A 21,333-nucleotide genomic window follows, 5' to 3' on the forward strand; every position below is an offset into this window, starting at 1 on the left:
TGGGGGCGAATGCGCCCTTTTTTGTTATCTATCGTGTAGTGTGGACATCAATTGGTCAAATAATCATGCTATCACTATAGTTAGTCTGTGTCGGTCTGTTGGCCGATTGAATCGCACATAAATGACGAGAGTAAATGAAGTTATCAAATAAAACCCAAGCATTGTATGAACTGATCGCACCCGCTGTTGAGGCGTGCGATGTTGAACTATGGGGTTTAGAATTTACACCTCAGGGTAAGCGTTCGCTAGTACGTATCTACATTGACAAGCCTGAAGATCCAAACAAAGAACCTGTTATTTCCGAAGACGGTGAAATTGATCTTGGTCGTGGTGTGGGTGTGCAAGATTGTGTACGTGTTACCCAACAAGTTGGTGCAATCCTCGATGTTCATGATCCAATTTCTGGTGAATATGCATTAGAAGTTTCATCACCAGGTTGGGATCGCACTTTCTTTAAACTTGAACAGATGCAAGCATATATTGGTCAACAAGTTGCTTTACGTTTGATTTCTGCAGTGGATAACCGCCGTAAATTCCAAGCGAAACTGGTTGCTGTAGATGTAGAAAATGAAATGATCCAAGTTGAAGTTGAAAAGCAACAAGTGCTCGAGATCGATAGTCACAATATCGATAAGGCCAACTTGATCTACCAAGACTAAATTAATCTTAACTAAAAGAATTTGAATAGTAGGTGACTTATGGGCCGTGAAATTCTTACCGTTGCTGAGACGGTTAGTAATGAAAAAGGTGTTAGTCGTGAAGCGATTTTCGAAGCGCTCGAGCAAGCTCTAGTTGCTGCAACGAAGAAAAAATTCTACGAAGGCACAAATTCTGAAGAAGCACAGTTGCGCGTTGAAATCGATCGTAAGACTGGTGAATACCGTACTTTCCGTCAATGGACTGTAGTAGCAGATGAAGATCATGAAATGCCTGCATGCCAAGACGCGATTTCTGATGTGGACCCAGCGAAATGGTCAATCGGTGATGTGCGTGAGCTTGAAGTAGAATCAATTGAATTTGGTCGTATTGCAGCTCAAATCGCGAAGCAAGTTATTGTTCAGAAAATTCGTGAAGCTGAACGTGCGCTTATTGCAGATGCATATGAATCTAAAGTTGGTGAGTTAATTTACGGTGAAGTAAAGAAACAAACTAAAGATGGTTTCATTATTGACCTCGGTGAGAATGCGGAAGCATATCTTGCACGTGAAGAAATGATCGCAAAAGAAATTTTACGTCCTAAACAGCGTGTAAATGCGATTTTATTTAACGTAAACCGTGAAGGTCGTGGTGCGCAGCTACAACTTTCTCGTGCTAAGCCAGAAATGTTAATGGCATTGATGAAAAAAGAAATTCCAGAAATTTCTGAAGAAATCATCGAAATTAAAGCTGCTGCACGTCAACCGGGTGTTCGTGCTAAAATTGCAGTGAAAACGAACGATCATCGTATTGATCCAGTTGGTGCATGTATTGGTATGCGTGGAACACGTATCCAAGCTGTACAGCAAGAATTGAACGGTGAACGTATTGATGTTGTAGTTTGGTCAGATGATCCAGCTCAATATATCGCAAGTGCTTTAGAGCCAGCAGATGTATCGGGTATTGTGATTGATGAAGAAGAACGCACAGCAGATATTATTTTTGCTACAAGCGATCAATTGGCGCGTGCAATTGGTTCTCAAGGTCAAAACGTACGTTTAGCTTCTGAGTTAACTGGTTACAAGCTCAATATGATGCTTGAAGAAGAGTACCGTGCTCGTCAACAAAATGAAGCACAGCAATATCTCGATATGTTTGTAGGTCGTCTTGATATTGAAGAAGACCTTGCGATGGCATTGGTAGAAATGGGCTTTACTTCACTTGAAGAGATTGCTTACGTTCCAGCTGAAACATTTGATGAAATCGAATTAGATGCAGAAACGGTTGAGCTTTTACAAAGCCGTGCGAAAGAAGTTGCATTAGCAGATGCACTGAAAGAGCAAGAAAATATTCAAGAACCGAGCGAAGAGCTTCTAGCGATGGAAGGAATGAGTTCAGAGCTTGCTTATGCATTAGCGGCTCGCGGTGTAATCACAGTAGATGATTTAGCAGATCAGGCAACTGATGATATCTCTGATATCGAAGGTTTAGGTGCTGAGAAAGCAGGTCAATTGATCATGAAAGCACGTGAATCATGGTTTAATTAACGAGGAGGTCATACATGACGGATAAGTCAATTAAAGAGTTAGCAGTCAGCGTAGGTCTTCCAGTTGAAAAACTATTAGATCAGGTGCGAGATGCTGGGTTGCCTCAATCTAAGGCAGAAGACACAATCTCAGTAGAACAGCAAGACCGTTTAGTCGCTCATTTGAAAAAAGCGCATGGGCAAGACAGCGGCAGCGCAGGAAAAATCACGTTGAAACGTAAAACTACGAGTACTGCAAAAGTAGCAAGTACATCAGGTAAAGCTAAAACTATTAACGTAGAAGTTCGTAAGAAGCATACGTTCACTAAGCCAGATCCTGAACAAATTAAAGCTGAAGCATTGGCAAAAGCAAAAGCTGAAACTGAAGCAAAAGCACAGCAAAAAGTTGAAGTTAAACCAGCTCAAGCTGAAGAGAAGGCGCAACCTGCAGTAAGTAAAGCGAAAGCGAACTTAGATGCAATGCGTGCTGCAGCGAAACAATCGAGTGAGAAGCAAGAAGTTGCTAAAGCTGCGGTTGTGGTTAAGCGCAAGTCAACAAATAAACCGATTGTTAAACAAGCAACTAAGCCAACTGAAACTGCAGAACAGAAAAAAGCACGTGAAGCTGAAGCTGCTAAATTAAAAGCAGTCGAAGAAGCAGCACGTCGTAAAGCAGCTGAAGAAGCACAACAACGTACGCTTGAACAAATGCGTCAGATGGCTTCTAAGTACTCTAATGAAGATGCAACTGCAACGATTCGTGTGGTCGATGATTCTCCATTGGCTGCTGGTCTTGTTGGTCAAGCATACGAAGATTCATTCGCGAAAGAAGACCGTGACATTAAGCGTGGTAATAACACACCAGGTGCACGTTCTCCTAAGAAAGGTGGTCGTCGCGGTCAAGAAGAGCAATCTTTCCGTGACAACTCTCATAAACGTGGTTTGAAATCAAGCCAAGCTAATAAACATGGTTTCGAGAAGCCAGTTAAAAAGCAAGTTTATGATGTTGAAATCGGTGCAACTATTGTTGTTGCTGACCTTGCTGCAAAAATGGCGATTAAGGTTCGTGAAGTAATTAAAACACTCATGAAAATGGGTGAGCTTGTCACTCAAAACCAATCAATCGACCAAGATACAGCAGTTCTAGTGGTTGAAGAAATGGGTCATAACCCAGTTCTAGTATCAGATACTCAAGCGGAAGATAACTTGCTTGAAGCGGCTGAAGAAGCACGTGGTGCACAAACAACGCGTCCACCAGTGGTTACTATCATGGGTCACGTTGACCATGGTAAGACATCGCTTCTTGATCGTATTCGTCGTGCGAAAGTAGCGCAAGGTGAAGCGGGCGGTATTACCCAGCATATCGGTGCTTATCACGTTACAACGGATAAAGGTATTATCACTTTCTTAGATACTCCGGGACACGCAGCATTTACTGCGATGCGTTCACGTGGTGCGAAAGCAACTGATATCGTTGTATTGGTGGTCGCAGCTGATGATGGTGTTATGCCACAAACAGCTGAAGCGATTGACCATGCTCGTGCAGCAGGTACGCCAATCATTGTTGCAATCAACAAGATGGATAAAGAATCTGCTGATCCAGATCGCGTATTGAATGAATTGACAACTAAAGAAATCGTGCCTGAGCAATGGGGTGGTGATGTCCCTGTCGCGATGGTTTCTGCGCACACCGGTGCAGGTATTGATGAACTTCTTGACTTGATCTTGATTCAATCTGAACTTCTAGAGCTTAAAGCTTCTGAAGAAGGTGCGGCACAAGGTGTTGTAATCGAAGCACGTGTTGATAAAGGCCGTGGTGCGGTTACTTCGATTCTTGTTCAAAATGGTACATTAAAAGTAGGTGACCTTGTTCTAGCTGGTGCATCTTACGGTCGTGTACGTGCGATGACTGATGAAAATGGTCAACGTATTAAGTCTGCAGGTCCATCGATTCCAGTTGAAATCTTAGGTCTTCCAGAAGCGCCAATGGCAGGTGACGAAGTTCTTGTTGTAAATGATGAGAAGAAAGCACGTGAAGTGGCTGATGCGCGTATGGATCGTGAACGTCAAAAACGTTTAGAGCGTCAATCTGCAATGCGTCTCGAAAACTTAATGGCTTCAATGGGCAAAAAAGATGTGCCGATTGTGAATGTTGTTCTGAAGACAGATGTTCGCGGTACATTGGAAGCGCTTCATGTTGCATTGGCTGAACTTTCAACTGATGAAGTGAAAGTGCGTGTAATTGGTTCAGGTGTTGGTGCGATTACTGAGTCTGATGTCACACTTGCAGAATCTTCAGAAGCATTCTTATTAGGCTTTAACGTTCGTGCAGATAATACAGCGCGCCAAAAAGCTGACGCAGATGGTATCGACATCCGTTACTACTCAATCATTTACCAATTGATTGATGATGTGAAAGATGCCATGAGTGGTAAGCTTGCACCAGAACATCGTGAAACAATTCTTGGTGTGGCTGAAGTACGTGAAGTATTCCACTCGAGTAAGTTTGGTGCTGCAGCAGGTTGTATGGTTCTTGAGGGCTTATTACACCGTAATAAACCAATTCGTGTCTTACGTGATGATGTGGTTGTGTTCCAAGGTGAACTTGAATCACTTCGCCGTTATAAAGAAGTGGTTGAAGAAGTTCGTGCTGGTATGGAATGTGGTCTTGCAGTCAAAGGCTATAAAGACATCAAAGTACTCGATAAAATCGAAGTCTATGATGTTCAATTAATTAAACGGAGTCTTTAATGGCGGGTAGTCAACGTCTTAAGCGTATGGCGGACACGGTTCAGCGAGAATTGTCTGAACTCATCCGTCAGGAGCTGAAAGATCCACGCTTGGGTGGTCTTGTGACCATCTCAGCGGTGAAAGTGAGCCCAGATTTAGGCTATGCTGAAGTTTATGTCACGGTCATGGGGCGTGAACTTGGTGATGAGCAAAGTGAAGCAGCAAATAAAGATACTCTAGATGTTTTAAATAAAGCATCAGGTTTTCTGCGCCATGAGCTGAGTCGTCGTATTAAGACACGTATCACACCTCGTTTACGTTTCCATTATGATAAAACTAATGCATACGGAAACTACATGTTTGGTCTAATTGCTGAAGCTGTGAAGGACTTACCTCCAGCTGACGATAAAAAAGACGAAGAGTAATTTCAAACAAAAAGCCACCTTAGGGTGGCTTTTTTTATCTTAATGTTTTTATATAAATTAAAGCCATAAAATAAATGCTACATTCAATTTTGAATTTGCGTATACAATATTTTTAATTAAACAAATACAAATAAATAATGAGGTTGATGTCATGCAAATTTTAAAAAAATCAGCTGTTGTGCTTGCATTATCAAGTACCTTGCTTTTCACAGGTTGTGGGTACAATACACTTCAAGCGAAAGATGAAGCGGTGACTGCATCATGGTCTGAGGTACAAAACCAATACCAGCGTCGAGCAGACCTTGTTCCGAATTTGGTGAATGTAGTTAAAGGATATGCAAAACATGAAGAACAAGTTTTAACTGAAGTCACAGAGGCACGTGCAAATGTTGCAGGGCTTAAAGTTGATAAAGAAGTGCTTGAAAATCCAGAATTGTTTAAACGATACCAAGAAGCGCAATCGCAAATGACAAGTGCATTATCACGTTTGCTGGCAGTGACTGAAAACTATCCAGATCTTAAAGCGAATGAGCAATTCCGTGATTTGCAGGTACAATTAGAGGGTACAGAAAACCGTATAGCAGTTGCGCGTAATCGCTATATTTCTACCGTCCAAGATTACAACACCTATGTTCGTCAATTCCCACAAGTTGTAACTGCGAAAGTCATTGGCATGGATGCAAAAGAAAACTTTAGTGCTGAAGCAAGTGCACAAAAGGCACCTAACGTTTCTTTTGATTAAATCAAAGATTTGAAGTTGATGAATATGAGCATGAGAACTCAGCATCTTAGACACAATAGTATGAAATTGCTTTCATGGCTATTTGTCTTTGCGATGACCTGTACATTGCAAATGGTTCATGCAGAAACTGCAACAGCAGAAGATCATGAGTCTGACGCGATTGTGCTGGGAAAAGTGATTCAACCCAATTCAGCAAATGCATCATCAAGTGCTCAGCAAAATAACCAGACGTCAGTACCTCCTGTTACTGTTTCAAATGATATGCAGGAAGGAGACACACAACGTCAACTTCCTACATTAAATGAACCTGTGATAGATCAGGCGAATATACTCTCTCCTCAAGAAAAGTCAGAACTCGATACAATAATTCGTGGTCTGTATAACGAGGGTAAGGCTCAAATTGGGATCGTCATCGTTCCAACAACTGGTCAGGAAGGTATCTTTGATTTTGCAATGCGGACTGCACAAACTTGGGGGTTGGGTTCTGCTCAACAAGATAATGGTTTATTAATCGCAGTGGCAATTAATGATCGAAGATTACATATCGCAACAGGTTATGGATTGGAAGGTGTGATTCCGGATATTGTTGCGAGTCGAATCATTCGCGAACAAATCACCCCTTATTTTAAAGTCAATCAATTTGGACAGGGTTTAATTGCAGGGGTCAGAGAAATTGAACGAATCGTTAACCTTGATCCGGAAATTGCCCAACAAGCTGCTGAAGAACTGAAACTTAGACAAGAACAAGCCTTAAAAGCGCAATATGCAAAGGAAAAGACATTTAACACGGTATTATTTATTTTAATCGCTGGTGTGATTGGTTCTTTTATTATTGGTAATCGTTTAAGTGCATCGGTCGCGGGTGTTACTGCTTTTGCAGCAAGCATGATTTATGGTTCAGGGATTTTAATCAGCTTGATTGTGGGTATTGGAATTTTCTTTTTATTATTTACATCCATCGCACAGTTGATTTTCCAAGCATTTTTATCTGGCGGAGGACGCGGCGGCAGTGGCGGTCGAGGCGGATTTGGCGGTGGTGGATTTAGTGGCGGTGGTGGTGGCTTTGGTGGGGGAGGTGCGTCAGGCTCATGGTAACAAAAACTGAAACGACAGAAATTATCACTGAACCAAAGTTGCAACAAGCATCTCAACCGAGTTTTAAGCGCTGGATTAAGCACTTTTGTTATTTGCCTGCATCTAAACGTTATTTTTCCAAAATGGACCAAAATGCAATTGCAGAGGCAGTGAAACAAGCGGAGCAAGGTCATGTTGGTGAGATTCAAGTGGTCATAGAGGGATATATTCCATGTGCCTTGGCTTATTCCATGAGTACTCGTCAGCGCGCCGAACAACTTTTTGCTGAATTAGGTGTATGGGATACAGAGTTTAATAGTGGTGTACTGATATATTTAAATCTATGTGAGCAGAAAGTTGAAATTGTGATTGATCGTGGAATTCAAAAGGCCACAACGCAACAGGATTGGCAAGCAATCTGTGATCACATGATTAATGAGCTAAAAAATAAAAATTATAAACAGGGGGTTATTGTTGGTGTAATGGAAGTCGGCGAAATTTTGAATCGTTTTTATGATCATAAAGTGCAAGATTTGGAAAATGAGCTCAGTAATCAGCCAATAATTTTAAATTGAGTCAATATAAGTGACAAAAAATGTCACTTTTTTACATAAATTAACATTAAAAATAAATTTGAAAATTATTTATTGGCAACTTTGAATAGTTATCTGAAAATAGCATCAGTTAGTTAGCAACAACAAAATCTATTTTGGGGATAGGTTGTTAACTTTGAACTTAAAAATTAGGAGAGATGTTATGAACGCTCAAAAAGGTTTTACTTTAATCGAGTTAATGATCGTTGTTGCAATTATCGGTATTCTTGCTGCGATTGCGATTCCTGCTTACCAGAACTATATCGCTAAATCTCAAGTGAGTGAGGCTTTAACGCTTGCTGGTGGTTTGAAAACTGGTATTCAAACCAATTTACAAAATAATTCATGTTTTGCTAATGGTTCAACAAGTGCAGTAGCGGGTACAGATACAATTAACGGAAAATACGGTAATGCAACTATCGTTGCTGGTACAGGAACTGGTGCAGAAAAAGATTGTGGCATCGAATATACTTTTGGGAATGCCGCATCAAGCAAGGTTGCTGGTCAAAAAATTACATTAAATGTTTCTGAAAATGGTGTGCTTTCTTTGAAAGGTCCTCATACAAACATTAAAGAATTTTTACCACAATCTTTAGCAGTTGTTGGTTCATAAGATATACTGAATTAAAAAGAGGATTTTAAGATCCTCTTTTTTTATATGAAAATTATTTATATTCTTCTCGCCAACTTTGCCCTTGTTGCACTTGCAAGTTACTTGGGTGTAGGGCGACCATTGATCAATTACGATTACCTATTAGTAGTGATCATCTTTTTATTTTTAAAGAATAGATTTCTAGCTGTTGTACTATTTACACTTTGTATTTTCATAGATGGTTTAAATATATTCTTTCAAATATTTCCTATTATTCATCTATCCGATATTATCTACCTACTTAAATTTATACCAGAAATAGATCATAGTAAAAAAATAATAATTTCGTTTGGATTCTTATCCCTATTTATATATCTGTTTTTCTTGTGGGAAGTGCTAGGCAAACTTTCGATTTCCAAAAAATACTTTTCCTATGCAGTCATTATTATAATCTTAGTTTCAATACTACAGAGTTTTTATATTGCCAATGGTGAGCGAGCATGGCGTATTGGTGAATCTAAATATTTTGATTCACAAATTTATAATTTCATTAAATTTAGAAATGTAGATTTTATAAAAAAATTTCAGACTTCAGAAACAGCTTTGGGAGAGAGGTATAACGTTTCAACGGGCTATGATGAAGTATTAAGAATTGAAAATCCTAAAAAAATTTTATTTATTGTAAATGAATCATGGGGAGTCACCTCAGATGAAATTCAAGAAGATTTATTGCATGAAATTTTAAAAAACAAACGGTTTAAATTACTTAAACGGTCTGAAGTTAGTACAGATGGGTTTACCGTCAATGCTGAAATTAGAGAGTTATGTGGTTTATATCTGAATAATTTTAATCTCAAAAAACAAAAAAATGGATTTGAACAGTGTCTACCTCATATTTTGAGTAAAAGGGGATTTCATACACTGGGTGTTCATGGTGCTGCGAGCACCATGTATGAGAGGAAAGACTGGTATCCAAAATTAGGTTTCAAGGAATCTCTATTTTATGAAAATTTTTTAAACTTAAATTCGCGTTGCTATTCATTTCCAGGATTGTGCGATCGAGATTTGATGCAAGTTATTAGAAATAAACTCATGAATCACGATCAAATTTTTCTTTATTGGCTTACGTTGAATACGCATCTTTCATATGACTTGAGAGATCTTAAAAATGATCAATTTGATTGCGAGCGATTTTTAATCGATGGAAAATCCTCTTTATGCCGAAATTTAAAATTACAGAAGCAGTTTTTTTCAAATATAGATGAATTGCTAATTCAATCACAACTTAGTGGAACAATGATCATAATTGTGGGGGATCATGTGCCACCGTTGCTCGAAAATAATGAAATCAAATTTAAAGATGCTAAAGTTCCAATGATCGTGGGGTATATAGAGTGACGAATTTAAAAACACATAATAATGTCTTTTTGTTTTTTTTATTTTTTATTGTAGGGTTTAGTAGTGTTTCTTATAGCCTTATCAATAATTTAGTAATTACTTTTATTTTGGGTGTGGCATTATTATTTGTTTTATTGAAATTTAAACTTGAATATTTTAGCTTCGAAAAGAAAAGATCACTGTTTTATTTTTTTTTATTGTTTCTAGTTTTTGGAGTTTCTCTCTATCTCTCACCTTATCAAAATGAGCACATGTTGTATCGTTATTTTGGAGTGGTCTTAAGTATTATTTTTGGAATATTTGGATACTTTAACTACAAGAATAAAGGCTTTGATCTGATTTTTATCAGCCAAATTTTGAGTCTAATCGGTTTCCTTCATTGTACAGTTTTAATATTTTATTGGTTTACTGTTCCGAGTCCAGCTGATTACGATTGGATATGGGATATGCCTTTTTTTTCAAACATCAGACATATTGCGGATTATCTGTCCATTTGTTTTTTGGCTTCATTTATTTTGCTGTTGAATAAAAAACTGAAGCTTGGTTTTATATATTATATCTTTTCAGTTGTTACACTTTCTGTGATTATTTGGACAGGAGCTCGGGCAGCTTATTTAAGTGTCGCATTAGCGCTCATATTTTTAGTTTTAAATGATATTAAGGCGATAAAAAAATTAATTATGGTTTTAGTTCCATCAGTCATCTTGCCACTATTTTTTAAAACAAATTTACCTGGTTTAGGTATGGGGCGATCATTTGATGTGGTTGGTAAGTCGGTTAATAGCTATACCTCAGGCCGGGTCGAGTTATATCAAATGATATTAAGCAAGTTTTCTGAAAGTCCGCTATGGGGCTTGGGTCCTGAGGCTGTGAGAAATATTGCGATTCCGCATGCAGGAGATGTGTTTGCCCAAGCACATAATCTGATTTTACAAATATTGCTTGAGTTTGGGCTCATCGGTTTTATTCTTATTTCAATTATTTTTGTGAAACCATTAATTCGTATTGCTAAATTTGAAAAGAACTATGAATTTATAATTTTGACGAGTTTTGTTATCAACATATTCATCGCTGCTATGTTCAATGGGGGATTCTATTACATCGTGACTTTACATATTTTTTGTTTCTTTTATGGCGCACTGTTGGCGAATTTAGATTCGAAAAGTACAATTACGATTTCTTAATTAAATATTTGTATGCTGAACATATTTGCATGTTTGCTATTTTTAGCGTTAGCTTGGCTGCTACCATATCATCGTTCTCCTTGGCCAACCTTCGGTTCAGAAGTACTGACGTTTATTGCAGCCTCTTTTTTATTGCTATGCTTCGCAAAATCTAAAGTAAAAATCGCAAAACCACAGCTTTATTTATTGCCATTTTTAAGTATTCCACTCATTCAATTTATTTTTGGACAGAACATCTATTTCAGCAATGCTTTATTTAGTTTTGCGTATATTCTGTTCTTTGTATTGATGGTCATTGCTGGATATCAACTTTGCCTCGAGCAAAAAAAGAGAGAGCAAGTATTTAAAATTACCTGTTTAACATTTGTTTCAGTTGGGGTTATCTCAGCTGTATTTGCGATGCTTCAATGGCTCCAGTTGAATTGGATTTTAGGTGATCTTATTTACCCACTAAAGGGAAATAGACCTTACGCCAATTTAGCTCAACCCAATAACTTAGGGACTTTACTTTTTTTAGGGCTACTGAGTTCGCTCTATCTATTTGAAAAACGATTACTTTCCAATCTTTATCTTATACCAATCGCATTTGTTATTTTATTGGGAATTGTTTTAGCACAATCCCGAACAAGCATTATCGTATGTGCTTTTATCGTGATCTATTGGTTAATCAAACAATTCAAAAAACAGAATCGATTTTCATTGACCCATTTAGCTTTTTGGTTAGGTGTTTTTGTACTCTTAACACTGAATTTAACGACGATCAACCAGTTGATTTTTTCTATTGGTGATTCAGCTTCAGTCGTGCAAAGTTCCGCAGCAAACCGTGCTGTCCAAGGTATGGGTGATATTCGCCTTGATATGTGGCAACAAATGATAGCTGCAATTCTGCATCAACCATGGTGGGGGTATGGATGGAATCAAACAGGCTTAGCGCAATACTATATTACCGATACCTTCCAAGTTTCACTTTGGTATAAAAGTGCACACAACATGATTCTAGATCTGTTGGTCTGGAATGGTTTGATTTTAGGTGGGCTTATTCTTCTGTACTTTACAGCTTGGCTACTGTGGCTCAATAAAGGGGTGAAGGATAATATATCGATCATTGCAACATTAATGGTATGTGCAATCCTCATTCATGGCATGTTAGAGTTTCCTTTGCATTATGCTTATTTTCTACTTCCAGCAGGTTTTTTACTGGGCATCATTCAGGCGGAATATACAAATTTGCCTTCATTAAAAGTGAATGGTCGAGTGTTCGCAGTGATTGGTCTTATCACGATTGTGGGGGCTTTAGTTACGACACGAGATTATTTTTTATATAAAGAACAAAGTGTACTCGCATCAAAGACTGAAGCTTTAACAGTAGATCAACAACACACCATGCAAAAGAAAATTTGGTTGATTACTCAATTTAAAGAGCGCGTGTGGTGGATCGGATTAGATCCTAAAACTGAAATGACAGAACAACAACTTGCTGATCTAGAGCGAATGGTTGCAAACTTGGCATCAAAATATGATTTACATAAGTATGCACAAGTGTTGGCTTTTAATGGGAAGGAGCAAGAAGCGAAGCATCAGTTATGGATTTTAGAAATATTGCATAAGCAGCATATTGAGTATGATGAGTTATTGAAATAAAAAAAATCCCCAAAAGGGGATTTTTTATATTTCAATCATTAAATTTGGCTTTGAATATAATTCTCTACACCAACTTGATCGACAAGATCGAGTTGAGTGGTCGCCCAATCTAAATACTCTTCTTCTTTTTCTAAAATCTCTTGTACTAAATCACGTGTAACATAATCGAGTTGTTCTTCTGCTAATTTCACAGCAGTTTGAATCGTTTCAATATTTTCTTTTACTTTCCGAACATCGCATTGCAGCACTTCAATGGTGTGTTGACCAATATAGAGCTTACCCAGATGTTGAAGATTTGGAAGACCTTCTAAAAATAAAATGCGTTCAATGATTTTATCTGCATGCTTCATTTGGCGGATAGATTCTTTATATTCCGCTGAACCGAGTTGTTCGATGCCCCAATCATTAAACATGCGTGAGTGTAAAAAATATTGGTTGATGGCTGTAAGATGGTGGTAAAGCACCTGATTTAACTGATGAATAACGTCACGGTTGCCTTTCATGATCTTAGCTCCAAACTCAAAATTCAGCCTATCATAGAAGGCTATCGATAGAGATTATCTTAACCCAACTTGCTAAAGTCTGACGAGTAATTTATTGAACAGCAAATGAAAATCGCAATCAAATACACTTTTTCAAAAAATAACCCCGCTGAGTCAAAGCGGGGGGAGAAATTGGAAATCTGAATTATAGTTATAGAATGAGTTCTTATTATTTTTAGCACATTCTGAATTAAGCGGCGATTGAAATTCTGGCAGCTATTTCAGCAAGTTCTTCATTAATAATACTGCGTGCTTCAGGAACACAGCGTCCGCAACAAGTGCCTAGATCAAGCACGTCACGAATTTCACGATAAGATTCAGCGCCATTTGCCATAGCATCTTTAATATCTTGATCTGTAATTCCACGACATAAACAAACGTACATTTCTGCTCAACCACAAGGATAAATGCGATAGTTGATATTATTGATAATTATTATCGTTTGTCAATGAAATTCATTTAAAAATGCTGTTTAATTCATCGATTTTCTAGATAAAAAAATACCACCTCATAGGTGGTATTTTTTAAGATATTGAAATTATTTAGAAATAATCACAACACCATCCATTTCAACCAGTGCGCCTTTAGGTAAACTTGCAACGCCTAATGCTGCACGCGCTGGATACGGCTGAGCGAAATATTCACCCATAATTTGGTTTACCAATTGAAAGTGAGATAAATCAGTGAGGAAAATATTCAGTTTGGCAATATCAGCTAAAGAACCACCAGCAGCTTCACAAACTGCTTTTAGATTATCAAAAACACGACGAATTTGAGCTTCAATGCCCTCAACCAATTCCATGCTATATGGATCTAATCCAATTTGTCCTGAAAGATAAAGTGTATCGCCGACAAGAATGGCTTGAGAGTAAGTACCAATTGCAGCAGGTGCATTTTCAGTATGAATGACTTGGCGGGACATCTATTTCTCCATTATTCAAATCTAGCTTCATCATAAAGGATGAACACTATAGGTGAAAGCTCTAATCTGTATTTGTTTAGCAGGCTTGTGAGACTTCTTCAACGGCAAGAGGGGCTGACATGCGTGAAATACGCGGAAAACCAAATTGCATGCGGAGTTCACGAATGATTTGCGCAATTTGCTGACGACTATGAACAACAATACTCAGATAGGTTTTTGATTCGTATTGTCGAACGGACTCGATTCCGATTTTTGATTTACGACAGATATAAATCAGTTGTGAAATTTGCTCATCACTTAATAATAGATCGATACACAAGTAAGCATTGAAGTTGATTTCTGATTCACCTTCATCTTTCCAGTGCAACGGCATAATATTTTCAGGGTGTAACTGTTGTTCGTGTAGAAGGTTCTTACATCGAGCACGGTGAACAATAAGACCGCGGCGAGATAAATGTCCCTGAATAGGATCGCCTAGCACTGCATTACAACAATGGGCATATTTTACATCTACACCATCAGTACCTAAGATCAGGCGACTTGATGCTTGATCTTGATGATGATCTTGAGCAAAGAGATGGTTCGCCACAAGTTGTGGGAGCAAATCACCTACAGCAATTTGTTCAAAAAGTTGATTCTTGCTTGGAATATGGCGCCATTGTAATAGTTCAGTCCAATTTTGATCGGTTAGATCATGAATAGAGGTATTAAATAACTTTAATGCACGATTTAAGGCTTGTTGACCGACAAGGCGCTGTTCATCAATATCTTGATCTCGCAAAATATTTTGAATAGAGCGTCTGGCTTTTTGAGTGTTGATAAAGCTCAGCCAATCCGGGTTGGGTGAAGCGAGAACATCGGTAATCACCTCAATGACTTGACCACTTGAGAGTGGTGTAGAAAGCGGTTTGATTTCACCATCAATTTTACAGCCGACGGCATGGTTACCTAAGAACAAGCTTGCAGAGTAGGCGAAATCTACTGCTGTAGCTCCTTGTGGTAACTCATGTAAGTGACCTTGAGGAGTATAGACCCATATTTTTTCTTGATGTAAATAATCCAATAGATCATTAAACGTGGTCTTAGCACAATCGCCACCGACTAAGGTATGCAAATTCTGCATAGATGCTTGAATGGCAGATCGGCATGTTTGAGGGGCATTTTCACCTAATACTACCCCAAATCGCGCAGCCTTACGCATAAGTTCAGTTTGTATGGTGAGCGAAAGCGTTGTTTTCTCGCCTTTCAAACGCAGCATCAAGGATTGATTGCCACCAGGGAGAGGGCGGCGGATATGATCTTGGTAATTTAAAACTTGGAAGTTATCTTTTAGTAACTCAACTAAACGATCGCAATCGGCAATGGTCTGGAGTACGATTTCAAACGCATGACTATGTGTGAGTTCTTGAAGGTTAATTTCGTTTTTAACAAAGTGGCGTAGCAATTCAATGTTATTGTTTTTCTTTTTAATCCGCCCAGGAATATTGGAGTTTTCCAAGAGGTCACTCAAATGCTTTTCCCAAATGGCTTGGTACTTACAGCGCTGCGGTTTGGTTTGCGCCAAAGCATCTTGAACATCATTGAACATATCTAAATCAAGATTTTGATAGCAGAGGTGTTCAAGGTTGTCAGCCATTTCATTCATGCCGACCAAACGCGCCATTGGCACGAATATATCAAAAGTTTCTTGCGCAATACGGGCACGTTTATCCGGTCTTAAAGCTTCCAAAGTCGTCATATTGTGGTAACGGTCTGAAAGTTTAATGATGATCACACGAGGATCTTGCAATGTGGCTTGTAGGATTTTTCGGAATGAGGCTGCTTTATTATATTCTTTGTCACTAGAATGGCTTAATTTCGTAACACCATCGACCAGCTCAGCCACTGTTTTGCCAAATTTTTCAGTAATGTCTTCTTTGCTAAAGTCGGTATCTTCAATAACATCGTGCAGTAGTGCTGCCATTAACGTTTCTGGGTCTAGGCGCATATGCGCCAGAATACAACTTACGGCTATCGGATGCAGAATATAGGGTTCACCGCTTTTGCGTGTAATACCATCATGCGCCATGTCAGCATAATCGCAGGCCACAAGTACTCTGTCGACGTCCTTTTCAGATAAATACGCGTCGATGATGACTTTTAGCTGTTGCTTAGCTTGGCTGACCAATGGGCCTGGCATACTACACCTTTGAATCCGTGGAAGAGAGTAAAAAGTAAAAGACTTTACTAAAAATTCATATTGCTACAATGCTCTATTTTTAAATAGAGAATGGATCTAATTTTTTTAACAAATTTTTTCAATTTTGTCGAATCATTCTCTAAAAAAATTCAATAAAAAAGCCTAGTCATTGGACTAGGCTCTTTTAAATGCAGGGCTTAAGCTTATTGGAAAGAAAAACCATCTAAGTTTAAGTTATTTGCAGAAAGTGCTAAATCTAAGCTAGACGTTTGATAATCTTGCTCACGCTGTTTCAAGATATCTTTAGTGACATGACCTTCAGCGATTTCACGTAAAGCAACCACTGTTGGCTTGTCATTGTCCCATTCTACAGTTGGTTCGATACCTTGACGAGCAAGTTGACGCGCGCGTTTGCTTGCCACTAGTACAAGCTCAAAGCGGTTGTCTACATGGTCTAAACAATCTTCAACGGTTACGCGTGCCATAAGAGTTCTCGTATGTATGAAATTTTTTAACAGACTGCGCAGTATAAAATGCTTTGTCTATAGACTCAAGTTTAATCACGAATTCGGTGTGATTAATTTTTGAATTAAATCTTTATGTCGGTGAGCCTGTTGTGATAATGAAAGACGGTTCGCATTAATGACAGACTCAAGATCATGTAAAGCTTTATTAAAATCATCATTCAAGATGATGTAATCGAAGTTTACGTACTGTTGCATATCTTCTACCGCACAACTTAAGCGATGTTCAATCACTTCAACAGAATCTGTACCGCGGTTTGATAGGCGTTGGCGAAGATCAAATTGAGTAGGTGGAAGAATGAAAATTTGTTTTGATTCAGGAAAAAGTTTGCGAACCTGTTCTGCACCTTGCCAATCAATTTCAAGTAAAACATCATGACCCTTTGCAAGTTGTTCTTTTACAGTCGCTTGTGAAGTGCCGTAGTAGTTACCGAAAACTTCCGCGTATTCGATGAAACCACCTTGATTCACTTGCTCAATGAAAGATTCTTTGCTGGTAAAGTGATAATGCACACCATCTAATTCACCAGGACGTTGACCTCGAGTAGTGTGTGAAACAGAAACGTGTAAATTGCTTACGCGCTCAAGTAGGGCTTTAACTAATGATGTTTTGCCAGTTCCAGAAGCAGCTGAAACGACAAACAAGAGACCCGACATGATATTTTTCCTGATATGATAAAATATCTTCTCTATTTTAGAGCAGAGTGCTTTTAAACTAAATAGCAATTCGCATTTGTTTTAAAAAATATTCTGATTCATTGACCAAATTTTAGCGATCGTTTGAGGGTCTTATGGAAATTGTTTTAGCTAATCCACGTGGTTTCTGTGCTGGTGTAGACCGCGCTATTGCGATCGTTAATCGTGCACTTGAAAGCTTTAATCCTCCGATTTACGTTCGTCATGAAGTGGTACATAACAAATTTGTTGTGGACGATTTACGCCAACGTGGTGCAATTTTTGTAGATGAATTAGATGAAGTTCCTGATGACAATATCGTGATTTTTAGTGCACATGGTGTATCAAAAGCTGTACAACAAGAAGCTGAGCGCCGTGGATTAAAAGTATTTGATGCCACATGTCCTCTCGTGACAAAAGTGCATATCGAAGTAACAAAATATGCGCGTGAAGGGATTGAAGCCATTCTGATTGGTCATGAAGGGCATCCAGAAGTTGAAGGCACCATGGGTCAATATGATCTAAAAAATGGTGGTGCAATTTATCTGGTTGAAGATGAAGATGATGTTGCTGCTTTACAGGTGAATAATCCTAATAAGTTAGCATTTGTCACTCAAACGACACTTTCAATTGATGATACTGCAAAAGTCATTGATGCTTTACGTGCTAAATTCCCAGCCATCCAAGGGCCACGTAAAGATGATATCTGTTATGCAACTCAAAACCGTCAAGATGCGGTCCGTGATTTAGCGACTCAATGTGATGTCGTTTTAGTGGTTGGCTCTCCAAACTCCTCGAACTCTAATCGTCTTCGTGAGTTGGCAGAGCGAATGGGTAAGCATGCTTATCTCGTAGATAATGCGGATGAGCTGAAAAAGGAATGGTTTGCTGAAACCACTAAAATTGGTGTTACCGCAGGTGCTTCAGCACCTGAAATTTTGATTAAACAAGTGATTCAGCGTCTACAAGATTGGGGCGCTACGTCACCACAGGAATTAAATGGGCGAGAGGAGAATATAACCTTTAGCTTGCCTAAAGAATTGAGAATTCAAGTTACTCAAGCTTAATAATGAATTATCAATGACATAGCAGGATAAGTGAACAGATTTCAAAAGTGTGATCTTATCCTCATTTTAATACCATTTGTCATAACTGTGTTGGATTTATAATTATATAATATTACTTTTGTAACATTAATAAATAAATACAAAAGTTTGAATATGAAAGACTTACAACGGGGCTTTACCATTATTGAGCTGTTGATTACCACAATTGTGCTATCAATCACAGCAACCATGGCTATTCCATCTTTTAAAAATATTGTTGCGCAATATCGCCTAAATTCAGATGTGCGTGAATTATCAAGCGTGCTGATGATGGCGCGTAATCAAGCAACATTGTTAAGAAAAGATGTGACTGTAGATCTTAAGTCGAATCAATCAGATAGCAGTACAATCTTTCATTGGACACCCAAAGCGCAAAATAAATTGAATTCATCACAAGAAAAAGTCACATTCTGGATGGATGGGGGAATTTCTGACTTTACATCTGACATAAATTTTTCTATTTGTAATAAGGTGTTAGGTGTTTCTAAAACGATAGCAATTACAAGAATGGGAACACAATATTTAAAAGCAGAGGGGACATGCTAATGCGTGCTGCGCAACAGGGGGTAGGAATGATTGAAATTCTAGTTGCCTTATTGGTTTTGGCCATTGGGGTATTGGGGTTTTCATTTTTACAAATGCGCGCAATTGATGCTTCACATGAAGCAATGTCTAAATTACAAGCCATGAATTTAGCGCGTGACTTATCTGAGAAGATACGTGCGAACTCAAATGCTTATACTCAGTATCAAGCCAGAATAAATGCAGAAACACAAACAACTACAGCCAAATCATGTGTGCAAAAAGGAACGACGAATCCATGTGTTCAAGCAGCCGATTTTGCCCATTATGATGCTGCCCAGATAATAAAAAATGCCAATGATCTTGGTATGAGTATCAAAATGCCGAATTGCCAAGTCAGTAATAATTTGCAATCTCGCCGATGCGTTTACGTAGCCTGGGGAAAAACAAAACCTATCGATGATGCTTCTGCAAAAGATGCATGTACCCATGGTGGAAGTTATTTACCAAAAGCGCAATGCATCGTTATGGAGCTTTATTGATGCAGCATCTTAGGTATACACAAAAAGGTTTGACGCTAGTCGAGCTTATGATCGCTTTGGTGCTTGGATTATTGATTACCGCTGCTGCGGTACATCTGTTTTTTACAGGGCAGATGGGATTCACGATGCAGAAAGGGATGTCGGAGGTTCAAGATAACGGCAACTTCGGTCTGCGCTTTCTTACTTATGAAATTCGTAAAGCAAATTATGGTCAAGTAAATATCATAAATGATCGTTTGACGCATGGTGGCATTGTTATCACTTCAGCTCAGTCTCCAGTGGTGCCTAAATCTGGTGATTTGGCATTTAATGCGACCAATATTCCCGTCAATATTTCACGAAATATTCCAAATACGGAGGTTGTGCCTGTATCGCAATCTGGTATGCCGAGTAATATAGAGTTGGTTTCAGCTGAATCTTCACAACCTGCTCAAGCGGGAATGAGCGACCAATTGGTCATGCAGTTTTATGCTGATACACAAGGTGTGGATTGTGAAGGTAATAATTACGATGCTGGACGATATATTGTTCAACGTTTTTTTCTACGTAAAGATGCAAATGCAAATATTCAAAAAGAACCACACGATGCATTGGTCTTGGCCTGTGAAGCAGGGTGGTACACGCGTAACAGCACTCAAATTTTAAAAAATTTTAATAATAAACAGACTGTCTTTGGAACAACGAATGGTGAAATTTTGATGCATCGTGTTGATCACTTTCACTATCTGTTGGGGATTTCTAATGAGGATAATACGGCACAGCAAAGATATATAAGTATTGAAGATTATAAAAAGCTCAATGTTTATCCACGTCCACGCATCAATTCAATACAGGTCGGTTTATTAGTAAGGTCATCTGAGAATGTAGGTCAAAATCAAGCAATTTCTCCTCATCAAGAATTTGAAGTTCTTGATCAAAAAGTAAAATTAAAAAAAGCACAAAAAACCGTCGCGACTAAATTTATTCGACAAGTCATTACACAAACGATCGCGATTCGAAATGGTATGAGTGTGATGGATTCAGCGGAGGGCTTATGATTCAACATCAACGTGGTGCAACGCTGATTGTGGTACTGATTATGTTAGTTCTGCTCACCATTATTGGTACTTGGGCGATTCGACAAAGTATGGTGAGTTTGAATATCACCACCAACAGCCAAGCGCAACAATTGTTAATGCAATCTTCCGATACTGTTTTTTATCGATTGGGGCATGGCGGCTATGCTGCCTCCAGTGGTAACCCTCTGAGCTTAATTGGTTACTCGATTCAGAATGAAGGTGACGAAGTCGTATTCTGTTTTAGAAACCAATCCAATAGTGCGATGTTTAATGTTTCCAACAGTAGTGTATTGCGTTGGAATGAAGCAATGAGTGATGTCTCAGTCGATGGTGTTTCTGGGTTTTGTTCCTTATCAAACGATGGGGATTATGCCAGTGCTCGTAAGGCGCAACTAACTCAGGTGTCTGTAATCGTAAGCCCTCCATCAGACAGTGATCATGATATCCCACTTTCAAACGCAAACGTTGGAACTGACACTGAAAGTATAGGACAACCTTCTGATACTAAAAAAATAACAGTCTATTCAACATCGCTCTTACCCGCATTGTCTTCGACAGATTTATCGGATGAAATCCATCTTTGTTTGCGCCGACCACATACAGCACCATTGGTGGGTAATGCACAAACCATTTCATCTTGTTTAAAGGATATTGGTGTGCCGTATAACACCCAAATTCAAAGTTACATTTTTGATGCTTATCAGCGCGCTGAATCTTAATGGG

Annotated in this window: 22 protein-coding genes; 16 read left to right on the forward strand and 6 right to left on the reverse strand. The window is 38.6% G+C overall.

What is annotated here, in order from left to right; genetic code table 11:
• The first annotated feature begins 134 nt into the window (after positions 1-134).
• From rimP to AC1M85_RS01675, 11 genes are all read left to right on the forward strand, one after another.
• Positions 135-659, forward strand: a complete 525-nt coding sequence (gene rimP / locus AC1M85_RS01625) for a ribosome maturation factor RimP (RefSeq protein ID WP_035266019.1) — start codon at positions 135-137, stop codon at positions 657-659.
• A gap of 39 nt (positions 660-698) precedes the next feature.
• On the forward strand, positions 699-2,183 hold the full coding sequence (gene nusA, locus AC1M85_RS01630) for a transcription termination factor NusA (protein WP_035266021.1): 1,485 nt from the start codon (positions 699-701) through the stop codon (positions 2,181-2,183).
• A 14-nt stretch (positions 2,184-2,197) separates the two neighbouring features.
• Complete coding sequence (gene infB, locus AC1M85_RS01635) at positions 2,198-4,912, forward strand: translation initiation factor IF-2 (RefSeq protein WP_035266024.1); 2,715 nt, start codon at positions 2,198-2,200, stop codon at positions 4,910-4,912.
• Positions 4,912-5,316, forward strand: a complete 405-nt coding sequence (locus AC1M85_RS01640; RefSeq protein WP_035266025.1) for a ribosome-binding factor A — start codon at positions 4,912-4,914, stop codon at positions 5,314-5,316. The genes infB and AC1M85_RS01640 overlap by 1 nt, the downstream gene beginning before the upstream one ends.
• Before the next feature lie 151 nt (positions 5,317-5,467).
• The gene (locus AC1M85_RS01645; protein ID WP_035266027.1) at positions 5,468-6,058 is read left to right on the forward strand and encodes a LemA family protein; all 591 of its coding nucleotides are present in this window, start codon (positions 5,468-5,470) and stop codon (positions 6,056-6,058) included.
• Positions 6,059-6,118: 60 nt separating this feature from the next.
• Complete coding sequence (locus AC1M85_RS01650) at positions 6,119-7,153, forward strand: TPM domain-containing protein (RefSeq protein WP_488213424.1); 1,035 nt, start codon at positions 6,119-6,121, stop codon at positions 7,151-7,153.
• Positions 7,147-7,707: a TPM domain-containing protein gene (locus AC1M85_RS01655; protein WP_488213425.1), complete on the forward strand. Its 561-nt coding sequence runs from the start codon at positions 7,147-7,149 to the stop codon at positions 7,705-7,707. Before AC1M85_RS01650 ends, AC1M85_RS01655 begins: the two co-directional genes overlap by 7 nt.
• A gap of 181 nt (positions 7,708-7,888) precedes the next feature.
• Positions 7,889-8,338 carry a pilin gene (locus tag AC1M85_RS01660; protein WP_488213426.1) on the forward strand — a complete coding sequence of 150 codons (450 nt, stop codon included), beginning with the start codon at positions 7,889-7,891 and terminating at the stop codon, positions 8,336-8,338.
• Positions 8,339-8,383: 45 nt separating this feature from the next.
• Positions 8,384-9,715, forward strand: a complete 1,332-nt coding sequence (locus AC1M85_RS01665; RefSeq protein ID WP_488213427.1) for a sulfatase-like hydrolase/transferase — start codon at positions 8,384-8,386, stop codon at positions 9,713-9,715.
• Entirely contained in the window at positions 9,712-10,899 is a 1,188-nt protein-coding gene (locus AC1M85_RS01670) for an O-antigen ligase family protein (protein ID WP_488213428.1), read from the forward strand. Before AC1M85_RS01665 ends, AC1M85_RS01670 begins: the two co-directional genes overlap by 4 nt.
• A gap of 12 nt (positions 10,900-10,911) precedes the next feature.
• Positions 10,912-12,540, forward strand: coding sequence for a PglL family O-oligosaccharyltransferase (locus AC1M85_RS01675; RefSeq protein WP_488213429.1), 1,629 nt, complete (start codon positions 10,912-10,914; stop codon positions 12,538-12,540).
• Positions 12,541-12,578: 38 nt separating this feature from the next.
• On the opposite strand, the gene bfr is transcribed toward AC1M85_RS01675, so the two are convergent.
• From bfr to gmk, 6 genes are all read right to left on the reverse strand, one after another.
• Positions 12,579-13,043, reverse strand: a complete 465-nt coding sequence (bfr, locus tag AC1M85_RS01680) for a heteropolymeric bacterioferritin subunit Bfr (RefSeq protein WP_035264352.1) — start codon at positions 13,041-13,043, stop codon at positions 12,579-12,581.
• Between the two features lie 229 nt (positions 13,044-13,272).
• The gene (locus tag AC1M85_RS01685) at positions 13,273-13,467 is read right to left on the reverse strand and encodes a bacterioferritin-associated ferredoxin (protein WP_488213430.1); all 195 of its coding nucleotides are present in this window, start codon (positions 13,465-13,467) and stop codon (positions 13,273-13,275) included.
• A 153-nt stretch (positions 13,468-13,620) separates the two neighbouring features.
• Positions 13,621-14,004, reverse strand: a complete 384-nt coding sequence (locus AC1M85_RS01690) for a RidA family protein (RefSeq protein WP_035264336.1) — start codon at positions 14,002-14,004, stop codon at positions 13,621-13,623.
• A 76-nt stretch (positions 14,005-14,080) separates the two neighbouring features.
• A complete protein-coding gene (locus tag AC1M85_RS01695; RefSeq protein WP_481593371.1) occupies positions 14,081-16,183 on the reverse strand; it encodes a RelA/SpoT family protein in 2,103 nt (700 codons plus the stop codon).
• A gap of 203 nt (positions 16,184-16,386) precedes the next feature.
• Positions 16,387-16,668: a DNA-directed RNA polymerase subunit omega gene (gene rpoZ, locus AC1M85_RS01700; protein ID WP_035264331.1), complete on the reverse strand. Its 282-nt coding sequence runs from the start codon at positions 16,666-16,668 to the stop codon at positions 16,387-16,389.
• Between the two features lie 75 nt (positions 16,669-16,743).
• Entirely contained in the window at positions 16,744-17,364 is a 621-nt protein-coding gene (gene gmk, locus AC1M85_RS01705) for a guanylate kinase (protein WP_035264330.1), read from the reverse strand.
• 134 nt (positions 17,365-17,498) lie between these two features.
• On the opposite strand from gmk, the gene ispH reads away from it, so the two are divergent.
• The 5 genes from ispH (at position 17,499) to AC1M85_RS01730 (ending at position 21,329) form a co-directional block, all read left to right on the forward strand.
• Positions 17,499-18,449 (forward strand): 4-hydroxy-3-methylbut-2-enyl diphosphate reductase, encoded by a 951-nt coding sequence (ispH, locus tag AC1M85_RS01710; RefSeq protein WP_092766665.1) that lies wholly within the window; start codon positions 17,499-17,501, stop codon positions 18,447-18,449.
• Positions 18,450-18,602: 153 nt separating this feature from the next.
• Positions 18,603-19,034 carry a pilus assembly FimT family protein gene (locus AC1M85_RS01715; protein WP_481590096.1) on the forward strand — a complete coding sequence of 144 codons (432 nt, stop codon included), beginning with the start codon at positions 18,603-18,605 and terminating at the stop codon, positions 19,032-19,034.
• Entirely contained in the window at positions 19,034-19,552 is a 519-nt protein-coding gene (gene pilV, locus AC1M85_RS01720) for a type IV pilus modification protein PilV (RefSeq protein ID WP_488213431.1), read from the forward strand. Before AC1M85_RS01715 ends, pilV begins: the two co-directional genes overlap by 1 nt.
• Positions 19,552-20,589 (forward strand): PilW family protein, encoded by a 1,038-nt coding sequence (locus tag AC1M85_RS01725; RefSeq protein ID WP_488213432.1) that lies wholly within the window; start codon positions 19,552-19,554, stop codon positions 20,587-20,589. Before pilV ends, AC1M85_RS01725 begins: the two co-directional genes overlap by 1 nt.
• Entirely contained in the window at positions 20,586-21,329 is a 744-nt protein-coding gene (locus AC1M85_RS01730; protein ID WP_488213433.1) for a pilus assembly PilX family protein, read from the forward strand. The genes AC1M85_RS01725 and AC1M85_RS01730 overlap by 4 nt, the downstream gene beginning before the upstream one ends.
• The last annotated feature ends 4 nt before the right edge of the window (positions 21,330-21,333 follow it).

The sequence above is a fragment of the Acinetobacter sp. 24-47-64 genome, assembly GCF_057737055.1.